The following is a 14,727-nucleotide window of genomic DNA, read 5'->3' on the forward strand; positions in this document are numbered from 1 at the left end:
GCTTGGCTGCGCGTCTGTTTGTGGAGCAGCCGCTCGGCGCGGCTGCACCGGAAGAGGATTTCGCCCTGCCCGCAGGGGCGGCCCGGCATGTGCAGGTGCTTCGGCTCCAGCCTGGTGGCCAGGTCGTGCTGTTTGACGGCAGTGGCGATGAGTGGACGGCGGAAGTCACCGCCATGGGCCGCAGCGAGGTGCGTGTGGTGCTGCGCGAGCGCCACAGCGTGGACCGCGAATTGCGTCCATCGGTGACATTGGCGGTGGTGATGCCGGCCAATGACCGCATGGACGGCATTGTCGAAAAGGCCTGTGAACTGGGCGCCACGGCCATCCAGCCGTTGATGAGCGAGCGTTCGGTGCTGCGGTTGACGGGCGACCGGGCGCAGAAGAAGCAGGCGCACTGGCAGGGCGTGGCGATTGCTGCGGCCGAGCAGTGCGGACGGACACGGCCGTTGTGGGTGGCGCCGGTGCAGACCTTGTCGGCGTGGCTGGCCGGTCTGCCGGCGCAGCCGCAGAGCCAGCCGGCGGCCGGCGGCGAGCGCCGCTGGTTGTTGAGCCCGGTGGCGGCGGAACCGCTGTCCACCCGCAGCCGCGAGGGGCACGGGCCTGTGGTGGTGCTGAGCGGCCCGGAAGGCGGGCTCAGCGCGGACGAAGAGCAGGCCGCCCGCGCACGGGGCTTTTTTGCCGTGCAACTCGGACCGCGCATCCTGCGTGCCGATACGGCGCCGCTGGCGGTGCTGGGATGGGTGGCGCTGGGCGGGACCGACGGAGCGTCAGCCGTCTGACCCCACCGAAGGCTTTCGTGCGGACCCTGCGATCAGGTCAAACTTGAACAGACGGCACTCAATCGGGCCGTTCCACATCGGGACGCGGCGCGACTCCTTGAGGCGCATCTTGCTGGGCAGCTTCATCTCCGGGCACAGCAGCCAGGCCGTCCAGCCGGCCGGATGCTGGGTGTAGGCCCGCTTCCAGTGGGCCGACAGACGGGGGAAGAAGTCATCCCCCGCATCCCGTTCCTCGGACAGCCCTTCCAGACCGGCCCGGTTGCCGGCCTTGCCGCGCACCTCGATCCGCTCACCGTAGGGCGGGTTGAGCATCAGGGTGCCCGGCATGTCCTCTGGCAGCTTCGGTGCCGGGCGTTCCAGCGCGTCACCGCCATTGAACTGGATGTAGGCCTCCACCCCGGCCCGCTGGGCATTGCGCCGGGCGAAGTCCACCATCCGGAAGGCCACATCACTGGCAAACAGCGGCACGGCCGGCGGATGCTCTGCCGCCCGGGCTTCTTCCTTCATCTGGCGCCACGCCGGCAGCAGCGGCTGGAAGGGTTTGAGTTTCTCGAAGGCAAAACGGCGCTGAATGCCGGGCGCAATGCCGCAGGCAATGGTGGCCGCTTCCACCACGATGGTGCCGGAGCCACAGCAGGGGTCATGCAGGGCGCCGCCTTCTTCCGGCGTGCCCTTCCAGCCCGCAGCCGCCAGCATCGCGGCCGCCAGGGTTTCCTTCAGGGGCGCATCGCCCTTGTCCTCGCGCCAGCCGCGCTTGAACAGCGGTTCGCCGGAGCTGTCCACATACAGCGTGGCGTGCTGCTCGGTCAGGTGCAGTTGCAGCGGCAGGTCCGGCCAGCGCGTGTCCACGCTGGGGCGCTCGCCGGTGACCTCACGCATCACGTCGCACACGGCATCCTTCACCCGCAGCGTTGCAAAGTTCAGGCTGTGCAAGGGGGAATGCTGGGCCGTGGTGTCCACGCGCAGGGTCTGGCGGGGGGTGATCCACTCGCTCCAGTCGATGCGATTGGCCAGCGAATAGATGTCGTCTTCCTGGTAGTACTCGCCAAAGGCCACTTCCACCAGCACCCGCTGTGCCAGACGGCTGTGCAGATTCAGCCGCATCACCGCTTCGAGCGTGCCCAACAGGCCCACGCCGCCCCGGAAAGCCTTCGGACCTTCCAGGCATTCGCCGTTGGACAAGATCTCGCGGACTTCCGTCTCCAGCCAGGCTTCAACACCGGCGGGGCAGGGCAGGAACAGATGGAAGGAGGGGGGGGCGGACATGGAAGCTCGGTAGTGGTCGGAGGTGGGCACCGGCAAGGCGCCGGGCGAGGCCCTGGGATCGGGTGATTGTCCCACCGAGGTGGGCAACAAGCCGTTCAGCGTGCCTTGCGCAAGTTGGCGGGCGCTAGCTTCAGGGCTTCGCGGTACTTCGCCACGGTGCGTCGGGCCACGGTGATGCCCTGCTCCCCCAGCATGGTGGAGAGCTGGCTGTCCGACAGGGGGTTGGCGGTGTCCTCGGCGGCAATGAACTGCTTGATCAGCGCCCGCACGGCGGTGGACGAGGCATTGCCGCCCGCTTCGGTGGACAGGCTGGACCCGAAGAAATACTTCAGTTCGAAGGTACCCCAGGGCGTGGACATGTATTTGGCCGTTGTCACCCGGGAGATGGTCGATTCGTGCAGGCCCAGCTCGTCGGCGATCTCGCGCAGCACCAGCGGCTTCATGGCCAGCTCGCCATGCGTGAAAAAGCCGCGCTGGCGTTCCACGATGGCCTCGCTCACCCGCAGGATGGTGTCAAAGCGCTGCTGGATGTTCTTGATGAACCAGCGCGCCTCCTGCAATTGGCCGCCCAGTGGCGAGTTGCTGACGCCGCCACGGGTGGCGCGCAGGGCCTGGGCATACAGCTCGTTGATGCGCAGCTTGGGCAGCACATCCGGATTGATCATCACCCGGAACCCGCGGCCGGACTTCTGCACGATCACATCCGGCACCACCGGCCGGTTGTCGCTGCGAGCAAAGCGGCGGCCTGGCTTGGGTTCCAGCGTGGCGATCATGGCCTGGGCGCCGCGCAGCAGTTCGTCGTCGGCGCCGGTCAGGGACATCAGGCGGCGCCAGTCGCGCTTGGCCAGCAGTTCGAGATGGCGGCGGCAGATGACGATGGCCAGCGCCTGTTCCGGCGACCGGGGCTGGGTGCGCAGTTGCAGCTCCAGGCATTCCCCCAGGTCACGGGCGCCCACGCCGGCCGGCTCCATCGACTGCAGCCACTTCAGAGCGCACTTGAAGGTGTCCAGCAGCTGTTCGCGCTGTTCTTCATCGGCTTCTTCGCCCAGCAGGGCCAGCACCAGCTCTTCCAGCGGGTCTTCCAGGTAGCCGTCGTCATTGAGCGATTCGATCAGTGCCAGCAGGGCGGCCCGATCCACTTCACCCAGGTGCATGCCGGCCATCTGCGCCCGCAGCACATCCTGCAGGGAGGCGTCGGGGGCTTCCGTCTCGGGACGCTCGTCATCGTCGCCCGATCCGCTCGCGCTGCTGGAGGGTTGCTCCCGGATGCCGTCGAAGTCGTCCTGTTCGGTGCCGTTTTCCCAGTCGTCCCGCTCGGTGGTGCCGAAATCCTCGGCGCGGATTTCCTCGGTGCCGCCCGTGTCGGCATTGCCGTCGGCCTCTGGGGTGTCCGACGTGCGTTCCTCTCGCTCGCCGGGGCGGTGGTCGTCGGCCACACGTTCGGCGGGGCTGGAGCCGGGGGCCGTACTGGCGGCGTCGTGCTCCTCGTCGGGTTCCAGCAGGGGATTGGTGGCCAGCATCTGCTCCACCTCCTGGTGGAGCTCCAGCGTGGAAAGTTGCAACAGACGGATGGACTGCTGCAGCTGAGGCGTCAGCGCAAGATGCTGGGACAGGCGAACCTGTAGCGTCGGCCTCATCGTCATTCCCGTGAGTTACATCCGGAAGTGCTCGCCGAGGTAGACCCGGCGCACGTCCTGGTGTTCGACGATGTGTTGTGGTGTTCCTTCGGCCAGCACGGCGCCCTCGCTGATGATGTAGGCGCGGTCGCAGATGCCCAGGGTCTCACGGACGTTGTGGTCGGTGATCAGCACGCCGATGCCGCGCTGCTTCAGGAAGCGGATGATCCGCTGGATTTCCAGCACGGCGATGGGGTCCACGCCGGCGAAGGGTTCGTCCAGCAGGATGAAGCGGGGTTGGGTGGCCAGGGCGCGGGCGATTTCCACGCGCCGCCGTTCACCGCCGGACAGGGCGGGCGCGGGCGTGTCGCGCAGTTTCTCGATGGAGAGTTCCTGCAGCAGCTTGTCCAGCTCGGCATTGATGCGGGCGGTGGGCCAGGCTTTGCCCTGGTCGTCGCGCTGCAACTCCAGCACTGCGCGGATGTTTTCTTCCACATTGAGCTTGCGGAAGATGGAGGCTTCCTGGGGCAGATAGCTCAGGCCGAGGCGGGACCGCTGATGGATGGGCAGGCGCTGGACGGGTTGACCGTCGATCTGGATTTCGCCGGCATCGGCGCGGACCAGGCCCACGATCATGTAGAAGCTGGTGGTTTTGCCGGCGCCGTTGGGGCCGAGCAGGCCGATCACTTCGCCGCTGTGCAGGTCCAGGTGAACGTCCTTGACCACCTTGCGCACGCCATAGGTCTTTTGCAGCCCCCAGGCCTGCAGACGGCTCCTGGGGGTGGAGGCACGGGCTTCACTCATTGGGGCTGGCGCGAATTCAGGTTGAGGCTGGGGCGCAGACCCAAGGGGGTGCTGGCGGCGGAGGCCGGCTCGGCCGGGATGTTCTTGGGCATCAGCACCACGCGTCCGCGGCCGTTGGGGTGTGGGGAGGACGCGCCGGTTTCCACCACGAGCCGCTCGGTGCGGTTGTCGTAGTTCAGGGTGGCGCCGGCCATGGTTTGCATCAGCTGGTCGCCGCGCATCACCTTGGCTTCGGCGTTGCCGATCAGGCGGATGGTTTCGCTGCGGGTGTCGTACTCGATCTGGTCGGCGCGGCCTTCGATGCGTTCTCCGGGGGTATCGCGGTCCTGGCGGAACTGCACCTGGCGGCTGGTGGCGCCGTTGGCATAGGCCAGGTAGAAGCCGTCCTTGGTTTCCTGCACGTCCATGCGTTCGGCGCGGAGCATCAGGGAGCCCTTGGTCAGGATCACATTGCCGTTGAACTCGGCGCGCTGCTTGACCTTATCGACTTCGCCTTCCTTGTCGAACACCAGGTTCAGCGGCTTCTGGCGGTCGTCCTTGGCGGCATGCACCCAGGGCGTGGCCAACGCCAGGGCGAGTGCTCCGGACAACAGCAGGGGACGGCGAAAGGGCATGGTGGGATCCTGGCGGCACAAAACTTGCAGACCATTCTAGCCGTCCCCCAAAAACAAATGGGCTCTCCGCTCACTCCTTCCGAAGCCAACGCGAGAGCCCACCGCCCAAGTCCACGCCCACCCCATTCGACGCCCCGGGTCCCTATCCAGCCACGCCCGCGGAACTGGCTCTGCCAGGCCGCTGGGCGGCGCCCCCCGGGGGCAGGAGCGAAGCGACTGGGGGGCCCCTCCTCCAGCCACGCCCGCGGAACTGGCTCTGCCAGGCCGCTGGGCGGCGCCCCCCGGGGGCAGGAGCGAAGCGACTGGGGGGCCCTATCCAGCCACGCCCGCGGAACTGGCTTTGCCAGGCCGCTGGGCGGCGCCCCTTGGGGGCAGGAGCGAAGCGACTGGGGGGCCCAAAATCCAGCGGCGCCCCCCGGGGGCAGGAGCGAAGCGACTGGGGGGCTTAACTCTTCCTCGATTGCTCGATGAGAAAGTTCGCGACCGCGATCGCGCGCTGGCCGAGTTCCTCCTCGCTGGCCCGCAGCCCGAACCCGGCCATGGCCGGCGAGGTCAGGAAGCGCCCACCGATGGCGACCGTCGGCACGCCATCGATGTTGTAGCTGTCCTGCAACTTGCCGGCCTGCAGGCACTTGTTCTGCACGCCAAACGAGTTGTAAAGCTCCAGGAACTTGGCCTGATCCACACCCAGCGGCGCCAGGAAGGTGGCCATGGCCTTCGGATCGGTCAGGCTCTGCCCACCGCGATGGATCGCATTGAAGATGGCCGGACGCACCTGGGCTTCCTTGCCCATGGCTTCCAGCGTGAAGAACAGACGCTGGTGGATCTTCACGTTCTCGCGGAAGGCCACATGCACCTTGCGGTAGACCACATCCGCCGGCAGTTGCTTGGCCCAGGCTTCAATCGTCGGCTCGAACACATAGCAATGCGGGCATCCGTACCAGAAGAACTCGATCACCTCGATCTTGCCCGGCGCGCCGCCCGGCACCTTGGTGGCCAGACGCTGATATTGGCGTCCTTCCACCGGGCCTCCCTGTGCCTGTGCCGGCTGGACCAGCAGGCCACCCGCAGTACCGGCCGCCAGGGCCGAGGCGGCGGACAACTGAGTGAATTCGCGACGCTTCATCTTTAGGTTCCTTTGCGGATCACCGGTCGATGCCGGCGCCGCGATGCTAGGGAGTCAAACTTAGGCCGACATTAATGCGGGAATCAATCAGGCATCAAGACCGGCATCAACGCTGAACCGCGACCAGATTGGCCTCGATGCCGGCCGTTTCCAGCTTCTTCTGCTGGCTTTCGGCCTCATCGCGGCTGTCGAACGGACCCAGACGCACGCGGTAGACGGTACGGCCGGACTGCTCCCGCTCCATCACCTTGGCCGAAAACCCCTGGATGGCCAGCTTGGCGCGCTGCTGCTCGGCGTCTTCCATCCGGGTGAAGGCGCCCGCCTGGACAAAATAGCCGTTGCTGGCGCGGGCGGTGTCAGCCGCTCTATCGGTGGGTTTGTCGCTGGGCTTGTCGGCGGGTTTGTCCGTTGGCTTGGTGTCCACCCGTGCCGTCGGGCGGCCTTCCACGGCCGGGGCGCTCAGCGGGGCGTTGCCGTTGGCGGCGGCCGTGCCGGTGCCGGACTGCGCCGGTGCGGTCGTGGCCGCTGGCGGCACCACCGCCGGTGCCGGGCCGGGCGTGACCACGCCGGACGCCGCCTTGGCGCCCGCGCGGCCGGCCAGCGGCGCATTCGGGTCCCAGTTGCGGTTGCGTTCCGCTTCCTGCGCGTCCTGTTCAGCGGTGCGCTGCGGCAGCTTGTTGATGAACGGCACGGGGGCCTTGGTGACGTACAACGCCACCCCCAGCGCGATGCCCAGCCCCAGCAACAGGCCCACGATCAGGCCCATGGCGAAGCCGCCGCGCTGTTTCTCCTTGCTCATTGAAGCTCCTGGTTGTCTCGAGCCATCGTTTCCGGGGCAGACACGCCCAGCACCGCCAGGGCATTGCGCACCACCTGGCGGGTGGCCGTCAGCAAGGCCATGCGAGACCGGGTCAGCGCAGCGTCATCGACCAGGAAACGCTCGGCCGCATAGTAGCTGTGGAAGGCACCGGCCAGATCGCGCAGATAGAAGGCGACGTCATGGGGGGCCAGGTCCTCTGCGGCGCTGGTCAGCATGCGGGGATAGTCGGCCAGCTTCTGCATCAGTGCGTATTCCGTGGGCGCCGTCAGCAGGCTCAGATCGGCCAGGCCCAGTGCCGCCATGTCACCGCCCTGCTCCGCCCAGTTGCGCAGCACCGAGCAGATCCGCGCATGGGCGTACTGCACGTAGAACACCGGGTTCTCGTCATTGGCCTTGAGCGCCAGGTCCACGTCGAAGACGAACTCGGTGTCGGCTTTGCGGCTGATCAGGAAGAAACGCACCGCGTCGCGGCTGGTCCAGTCGATCAGGTCGCGCAGGGTGACGTAGGAGCCGGCCCGCTTGGAGATCTTCACCTCCTCGCCGCCCTTCATCACGGTCACCATCTTGTGCAGGACGTAGTCCGGGAAGCCCTGCGGGATGCCCACGCCGGTGGCTTGCAGCCCGCCGCGCACCCGGGCAATCGTGCCGTGGTGGTCGGTGCCCTGGATGTTGATGCACTTGCTGAAGCCGCGCTTGAACTTGTTGACGTGATAGGCCACGTCCGGCACGAAGTAGGTGTAGGTGCCGTCGGACTTGCGCATGACGCGGTCCTTGTCGTCACCGTAGTCGGTCGAGCGCAGCCACAGGGCGCCGCCGTCTTCATACGTCTTGCCGTTGGCCATCATGCGCGACACCGCATCTTCCACCTGCCCGCCGGTGTAGAGGCTGGACTCCAGGAAGTAGTTGTCGAAGCGCAGACCGAAGGCTTGCAGGTCCAGGTCCTGCTCGTGACGCAGATAGGCCACGGCGAACTGGCGGATGCTGTCCAGGTCGTTGATGTCACCGGAGGCGGTGAATTCCCGGTCGTCGGCCTTGACGGTCGCTTTGCTCAGGAAGGCTTCCGCGATGTCCTGGATGTAATCGCCGTTGTAGGCGGATTCCGGCCAGCCCGCGTCGCCCGGCTTCAGCCCCTTCAGGCGCGCCTGGGTGGAGTGGGCCAGGGTGGCGATCTGCACACCGGCGTCGTTGTAATAGAACTCCCGGCGGACGGTCCAGCCCTGGGTGCTGAACAGATGGCAGAGCGAGTCGCCCAGGGCGGCCTGGCGGGCGTGGCCCACGTGCAAGGGCCCGGTCGGGTTGGCCGAGACGAATTCCACCAGCACCGAGTCCGGATGGGCCGGTTGCTGGCCGAAGCGCTCGGCGGCCGTCAGCACCTCGCCGATCACGGCCTGGCGGGCGGCGGGTTTGAGCTTCAGGTTGATGAAACCCGGGCCGGCGATTTCCAGGGCGTCCACCCAGCGTTGCACCGCCGGCTGTTCCTGCAGTTGTGCGATGAGCGTCTGGGCCAGCTCGCGCGGGTTCTTTCGCAAGGCCTTGGACAGCTGCATGGCCGCCGTACAGGCGAAATCGCCATGGCTGGCCTGCTTCGGCGTTTCAAAGGCGGCCGCCGGGGCGGCGGCGATCGCGCCGCTGGCGACGGCGTCCTGGCTCAAGGCCTGGAGCACGGTCCCCAGGGCGTCGAGCAATTCCTGCTTGGCTTGAATCATGTGTCGCATTTTAGGGGGCACGTCCTGTAATAGACCGTCAAGCCACTTGCCGCTCGACACCCTGTGCGGCAGGATGCTTGTAACGATGACTGCTCCCGACCCTCTGTCCACCAGCCTTGGTTGCCCGGTGGAGGCTGGCGCCTCCCTCATGACCGATCTGCCGGAGCAGATCGGCAAATACCGTGTGCTGCGCCGTCTGGGCGAGGGTGCCACCAGCGATGTCTACCTGGCGGTGGATGACTTCCGCCACCAGGAAGTGGCCATCAAGCGTATGCGCAGCTGGGCCGGGCAGGGCGCCGAGGAAGACTCCCTCAGCAACCGGTTCTTTGCCTCCGAGGCGGCACTGGCCGGTCGGCTGCAGCATCCCAACGTCGTTCAGATCCTGGATGCGGTGCAGGACGGCAGTGCGCCCTACCTGGTCATGGAATATGTCCATGGCGTCACGCTCAAGCATTTCTGCCGCACCGACCGGCTGCTGCCGCTGGACCAGATCGTGGAACTGGGCTTCAAGTGCGCCATGGCCCTGGCCTATGTGTTCCGCCAGGGCGTGGTGCACCGGGACATCAAACCCGCCAACTTGTTGGCCGTGCTGGACAGCGCCGGGCAGGTGACCGATGTGAAGGTGAGCGACTTCGGCAGCGCCCTCAACCTCCATGCCGACATGACCCAGGTGCATCGGGTGGGCTCGCTGGCCTACATGCCCCCCGAGCAGATCGAAGGTGGTGACGTGGGCTGCCAGGCGGACATCTATTCGCTGGGGGCCGTGCTCTATCACATGATCTGTGGGCGACCGCCCTTCGACGCGCCCAACCAGATGGCGTTGATGCATCAGATCTATCACCAGGCGCCGCAGCCGATGCTGGGCCAGCGCGGGGGGGTGACCGAAGCCCTGGACGCGGTGATCCAGCGGGCGCTGGCCAAGCACCCGCATGAGCGCTACGCCGACTGGGAAGCCTTTGGCCAGGCGCTGTCCGAGCTGGTCGCCCGCCAGTTGGTGCCGCTGGCGCGACTCAATGAAGTCAAGGACTCCGAGCGTTTCAACCTGCTGCGGAGCCTGGAGTTCTTCGCCAATTTCGGCGATGTGGAATTGTGGGAAGTGGTGCGCCGGGCGCGCTGGCGGCGCTATCCGCTGGACTACCCGCTGTTCAAGCGGGGCCAGGAGGGCAACACCTTTCACATCATCACGCAGGGGGAGGTGGAGGTCTGGCGCGACGGTGCGTTGGTGGCCACCCTGGGCGCCGGCACCTCGGTCGGTGAGATGGCCTATCTGGCCCCCAATCCTGAACTGCGCCGTCACAGCACCGACATCCGGGTGACCGATCTGTGCACCACGGTGTCCTTCACGCCTGAATCACTCGGCCAACTGAGCCCCGAGTGTCAGCACCGCTTTGACCGGGCTTTTATCCAGGTGCTGGTGCGGCGACTGCATCTGGCGCATGAGGCACTGGCTCATCCACGCCGAATCATGTGAGGCAGTCGCGGACATGACGCAGGTCAACCCGCCTTGAGGGCGGACCGTTGCTGTGGTTCACTGCCCCCAGGTCCTTCCCCCAACCCCGTAGGAGTGCAAGAAATGAAAGCTTTGTTGACCCTGACTGCCGGCGTGCTGCTGTCCCTGTCCGTCCTGGCGCCGGCCCATGCGCAGGATGAAAAGAAGAAGGAACTGACGCCCCAGCAGCAACGCATGGGCACCTGCAGCAAGGAGGCCAAGGAGAAGGGCAAGACCGGCGACGACCGCAAGGCGTTCATGAAGGACTGCCTGTCTGGCAAGTCCGAGCCGGACAAGAAGATGACGCCCCAGCAGGAGAAGATGGCGGCCTGCAACAAGGACGCGGCGGACCAGAAAAAGACCGGTGATGCGCGCAAGGCATTCATGAAGGAATGCCTCACGGCGCATTGACCCGTACACCGAGCCGATCCGTCAATCGATCGGTGGGCAGCCCGTCGGTCGATCAGTTCATCGGTGAGCAGTCCATCCGTGAGTAGTCCATCGGTGAGTGGTCCATCGGTAGGTCGGCAGCTCACCGAGCACGGCACCACGTACTGCAGCCCCCCGTGCGCTGCAGCCCCCCGTGCGCTGCAGCGATCTGTTTCCTGCGGCTCACCCTCGTGTCCCGACGCCCCGCGCCAGCATCACGGCCGCAATCGGGAGCAGCAGCAGCAGGTGGGCCTGCAGCATCACCAGGCGCCGGGTCGATTTCACCTCGTCCTCATCGGGCAGGCTGCCGGTCTCCCTGAGGGTGTTGGCCCAGCGCCGATAGGTCAGCGTGGGCTTGATCGACAGCAGCCCAATCACGATGAACAGGCCCACCTTGAAATGCAGCAGCGGCTGGTGCCAATACCAGCCGCCGCCCTTGATGCCCCACCAGGTGCGGAACAGGCCGGAGGCCAGCACCGCCACGGCGGTGATGCCGTAGATCATGTCCACCCGGGTCAGCCGCGTCACCACGGCGGCATTCATCCATTCGGACCGGCACAGGGCGGCCTGGCTGCTCAAAAATACCACCAGGCTCAAGATGGCCAGGATATGCAGGCCTGCCAGCAGTGTTTCGAGATTCATGCGTTCTCCAAAGGTGGGTGGGTCGTGGCCGGTCCTTCCCAATAACTGGGATGGGCGTAATGCTCTTTTAGAAAATCAATCCAGAGTCTCACTCGCAAGGGGAGATGCTTGCGTTGTGACACCAGCGCAAAGATGCCATTGGGGGGCGCGGCAAACTCGTCCAGCACACTGATCAACTGGCCGCTGCGGATCTCTTCCGCCACCTCCCAGGTGCTTCGCCAGGCCAGGCCCAGGCCGCGCCGGCACCAGTCGTGCAGCACCTGGCCGTCGCTGCAGTCCAGACGGCCGCTGGGGCGCAGGTGCTGAACCTGCCCCTCCACGCGGAAAGCCCAGCCACGCGTCTGGCTGGCGTCGGAGCTCAGGGTCAGGCATTCATGACGCGCCAGATCCGACGGGTGGCGGGGCACACCGGCCCGCTGCAGATAAGCGGGTGCGGCGACACACAGCCGGCGGTTGTCGGCCAGGCGCATGCTGATCAGGCTGGAGTCGCTCAGGTCCCCCACACGCACAGCGCAGTCGAACCCCTCATTCACGATGTCCACCACCCGGTCGCTCAGGTTCAGGGAGACACTCACATCCGGATGGCGGGCCAGGAAGTCCGGCACCAGCGGGGCCACATGGCGGCGCCCGAATCCGGCCGGCGCGGTCACGCGCAGGTGCCCGCTGGCCTTGACGCCGCCGGCGGTGACGCTGGCTTCGGCATTGTCAAATTCCGTCAGCAGGCGCTGGCAGTCTTCCAGGAAAGCGCTGCCCTCATGGGTGAGGCTGAGCCGCCGGGTGGTGCGCAGCAGCAGCTTCACCCCCAGCCGGGACTCCAGCGCGTCCAGGCGACGGCCCATCACGGCCGGCGCCACCCCCTCGGCCTGGGCGGCGGCGGTCAGGCTGCCCTTGGTGGCGACCAACACAAAAGACTCCATCTGTTTGAGGCGGTCCATGAGCGCTGATTGTGGTCGTTGCGCCGTTCCTTGTAGTGAATCCGAGGCTTGGGCGTTGTTATTTGTGCAAAAAAGTCAGGGATCTCTTGTTGCTGCCGTCAGCAATCAGAAGCGGGTCCTGTCCTACAGTCACTGGAAGCGCCCCCCCCCTGGGGCAGCCGCAAGAACAACAGCCGTCTATCGTTTTTCACCATCGACTCATCGACCTTCCGCCCAGCCGGGGAGACACCATGACCCTTCGTGTTCAACACCACCGCCTCCAGATCGATGCCGACCTGGCCCGATTCATCGACACCGAAGCCCTGGCTGGCACCGGCTTGACGCCGGCGGCATTCTGGTCCGGCTTCGACGCCCTGGTGCATGACCTGGCACCGAAGAATGCCGAGCTGCTGAAGGAACGTGACCGGCTGCAGACCGAGATGGACGCATGGCACCGCAGCCATCCGGGACCCATCCAGGACATGGCCGCCTACAAGGATTTCCTCACCCGCATCGGCTATCTCGTGCCGCCGCCGGTGGGCGCCAAGGCCACGACGGCGAACGTGGATGCGGAACTGGCCCTCCAGGCCGGCCCGCAGCTGGTGGTGCCCATTCTCAATGCCCGTTACGCCCTGAATGCGGCCAACGCCCGCTGGGGTTCGCTCTACGACGCGCTGTACGGCACCGATGCAATTCCGGAGACCGACGGCGCCACCCGGGCCGGTGCCTACAACCCGGTGCGCGGCAACAAGGTGATTGCCTTTGCCCGCAGCGTGCTGGACCAGGCGGCACCGCTGGTGAGCGCCTCGCATGCCGACGCAGTCGCCTATCGCATTGAAGCCGGCGCGCTGGTGGTGGCACTGCGCCATGGCGGCACGGCGGGCCTGGCCGATCCCTCAGCGCTGATCGGGTTCCTGGGCGAACCGACTGCGCCCACGGCCGTCCTGCTGCGCCACAACGGCCTGCACATCGAGATCCAGATCGACCGCAGTTCCCCGATCGGGCGCACCGACCCGGCGGGTGTGTCCGATCTGCTGATGGAAGCCGCTCTGTCCACCATCCTGGATCTGGAAGACTCCATCGCGGCGGTGGATGCCGAGGACAAACTGCTGGCCTACCGCAACTGGCTGGGCATTCTGCGCGGCACCTTGACTGAAGAGGTCAGCAAGGGTGGCAAGACCATCACCCGCCGGCTGAATCCGGACCGGCACTACCTGTCGCCCCAGGGCGGCGAGGTGGTGTTGCCGGGGCGTTCACTGCTGTTCGTGCGCAATGTCGGCCACCTGATGACCAACCCGGCCATCCTGCTGGACGGCGGACGGGAGATCCCGGAAGGCATCATGGATGCGGTGATCACCACCCTGATTGCGCTGCATGACTTGAAGCAGTTGTCCGGCAGCGGGCTGCGCAACTCCCGGCAAGGCTCCATCTACATCGTCAAACCGAAGATGCACGGCCCGGCCGAGGTGGCCTTTGCCAATGAACTGTTCGGCCGCGTTGAGCAGTTGCTGGGCCTGCCTGCGTCCACCGTGAAGCTGGGCATCATGGATGAAGAGCGCCGTACCAGCGTCAACCTGGCGGCCTGCATTGCCGCCGCGCCCAGCCGCGTGGCCTTCATCAACACCGGCTTCCTCGACCGCACCGGCGACGAAATGCACACCGCCATGCGGGCCGGGCCCATGCTGCGCAAGGGAGACATGAAGAGCTCCACCTGGATCCAGGCCTATGAGCGCAACAACGTGCTGGTGGGGCTGGCGGCCGGTCTCCGTGGCCGTGCCCAGATCGGCAAGGGCATGTGGGCCATGCCGGATCTGATGGCTGCCATGCTGGAGCAGAAGATCGCCCATCCCCGCGCGGGCGCCAACACCGCCTGGGTGCCCAGCCCCACCGCCGCCACCCTGCATGCGCTGCACTACCACCAGGTGAGCGTGGCGCAGGTGCAGCGGGAGCTGGAAGCCGCCGCCGGGCAGGAAGACTTCAACGCGCTGCTGGAGCGCATCCTCACCATCCCGGTGGCGGCAGACCCCCGGTGGACCCACACCGAGAAGCAGCAGGAACTGGACAACAACGTGCAGGGCATCCTGGGCTACGTGGTCCGCTGGATCGACCAGGGCGTGGGCTGCTCCAAAGTGCCCGACATCAATGGGATAGGACTGATGGAAGACCGTGCAACATTGCGCATCTCCAGTCAGCACATCGCCAACTGGCTGCTGCACGGCGTCGTCACTGAACAACAAGTGCGGGACACGTTTACCCGCATGTCGGTGGTGGTGGATCAACAAAACGTGGGGGATCCGCACTACCGAAAGATGTCGGACAACCCCCCGACGAGCTTCGCCTTTCAGGCGGCGCTGGACTTGGTCTTCCTTGGCAAGGAACAGCCGTCTGGCTATACAGAGCCGCTGTTGCACGCCTGGCGTCAGCGCGCAAAAGCCGGACAGTGAGCACCGAGTTGGTGCAAACAATCCGTGAGGAAAGTCATAAACCTTCGCGGATGGGGAAGCTAACGGCGCCTATGTGCG

13 protein-coding genes are annotated in these 14,727 nt (G+C 66.3%); 4 read left to right on the forward strand and 9 right to left on the reverse strand.

Going from position 1 to position 14,727, the window contains the following annotated elements; translation table 11 throughout:
- Positions 1-2 precede the first annotated feature (2 nt).
- Positions 3-779 (forward strand): 16S rRNA (uracil(1498)-N(3))-methyltransferase, encoded by a 777-nt coding sequence (locus OU995_RS06440; protein ID WP_267834715.1) that lies wholly within the window; start codon positions 3-5, stop codon positions 777-779.
- Here the strand turns inward: OU995_RS06440 and OU995_RS06445 are convergent.
- The 7 genes from OU995_RS06445 to argS all read right to left on the reverse strand — a co-directional run bounded on the left by OU995_RS06445 (position 768) and on the right by argS (position 8,731).
- Positions 768-2,045, reverse strand: a complete 1,278-nt coding sequence (locus tag OU995_RS06445) for a THUMP domain-containing class I SAM-dependent RNA methyltransferase (protein ID WP_267834716.1) — start codon at positions 2,043-2,045, stop codon at positions 768-770. The two genes, OU995_RS06440 and OU995_RS06445, sit on opposite strands and share 12 nt — an antisense overlap.
- A 95-nt stretch (positions 2,046-2,140) precedes the next feature.
- The gene (locus tag OU995_RS06450; RefSeq protein ID WP_267834717.1) at positions 2,141-3,682 is read right to left on the reverse strand and encodes an RNA polymerase factor sigma-54; all 1,542 of its coding nucleotides are present in this window, start codon (positions 3,680-3,682) and stop codon (positions 2,141-2,143) included.
- Positions 3,683-3,697: 15 nt separating this feature from the next.
- Positions 3,698-4,465, reverse strand: coding sequence for an LPS export ABC transporter ATP-binding protein (gene lptB, locus OU995_RS06455; RefSeq protein WP_092947287.1), 768 nt, complete (start codon positions 4,463-4,465; stop codon positions 3,698-3,700).
- The gene (gene lptA, locus OU995_RS06460; RefSeq protein WP_267834718.1) at positions 4,462-5,079 is read right to left on the reverse strand and encodes a lipopolysaccharide transport periplasmic protein LptA; all 618 of its coding nucleotides are present in this window, start codon (positions 5,077-5,079) and stop codon (positions 4,462-4,464) included. The genes lptB and lptA overlap by 4 nt, the downstream gene beginning before the upstream one ends.
- A 445-nt stretch (positions 5,080-5,524) precedes the next feature.
- Positions 5,525-6,205 carry a thiol:disulfide interchange protein DsbA/DsbL gene (locus OU995_RS06465; RefSeq protein ID WP_267834719.1) on the reverse strand — a complete coding sequence of 227 codons (681 nt, stop codon included), beginning with the start codon at positions 6,203-6,205 and terminating at the stop codon, positions 5,525-5,527.
- A gap of 106 nt (positions 6,206-6,311) precedes the next feature.
- Positions 6,312-7,004 carry an SPOR domain-containing protein gene (locus OU995_RS06470; protein ID WP_267834720.1) on the reverse strand — a complete coding sequence of 231 codons (693 nt, stop codon included), beginning with the start codon at positions 7,002-7,004 and terminating at the stop codon, positions 6,312-6,314.
- Complete coding sequence (gene argS / locus OU995_RS06475; protein WP_267834721.1) at positions 7,001-8,731, reverse strand: arginine--tRNA ligase; 1,731 nt, start codon at positions 8,729-8,731, stop codon at positions 7,001-7,003. Before argS ends, OU995_RS06470 begins: the two co-directional genes overlap by 4 nt.
- 85 nt (positions 8,732-8,816) lie before the next feature.
- Between argS and OU995_RS06480 the strand changes: the two genes are divergently transcribed.
- Positions 8,817-10,202, forward strand: a complete 1,386-nt coding sequence (locus tag OU995_RS06480) for a serine/threonine-protein kinase (RefSeq protein ID WP_324288717.1) — start codon at positions 8,817-8,819, stop codon at positions 10,200-10,202.
- Positions 10,203-10,304: 102 nt separating this feature from the next.
- Positions 10,305-10,631 carry a PsiF family protein gene (locus OU995_RS06485; protein WP_267834722.1) on the forward strand — a complete coding sequence of 109 codons (327 nt, stop codon included), beginning with the start codon at positions 10,305-10,307 and terminating at the stop codon, positions 10,629-10,631.
- A gap of 201 nt (positions 10,632-10,832) precedes the next feature.
- On the opposite strand, the gene OU995_RS06490 is transcribed toward OU995_RS06485, so the two are convergent.
- Positions 10,833-11,291 (reverse strand): DUF2214 family protein, encoded by a 459-nt coding sequence (locus OU995_RS06490; RefSeq protein WP_267834723.1) that lies wholly within the window; start codon positions 11,289-11,291, stop codon positions 10,833-10,835.
- Positions 11,288-12,226, reverse strand: coding sequence for a LysR family transcriptional regulator (locus tag OU995_RS06495; protein WP_267834724.1), 939 nt, complete (start codon positions 12,224-12,226; stop codon positions 11,288-11,290). Before OU995_RS06495 ends, OU995_RS06490 begins: the two co-directional genes overlap by 4 nt.
- Positions 12,227-12,456: 230 nt before the next feature.
- Between OU995_RS06495 and OU995_RS06500 the strand changes: the two genes are divergently transcribed.
- Positions 12,457-14,649, forward strand: a complete 2,193-nt coding sequence (locus OU995_RS06500) for a malate synthase G (RefSeq protein WP_267834725.1) — start codon at positions 12,457-12,459, stop codon at positions 14,647-14,649.
- Positions 14,650-14,727 lie beyond the last annotated feature (78 nt).

Origin of the sequence: Roseateles sp. SL47, assembly GCF_026625885.1 — a bacterium.
Lineage (GTDB): Bacteria > Pseudomonadota > Gammaproteobacteria > Burkholderiales > Burkholderiaceae_C > Roseateles.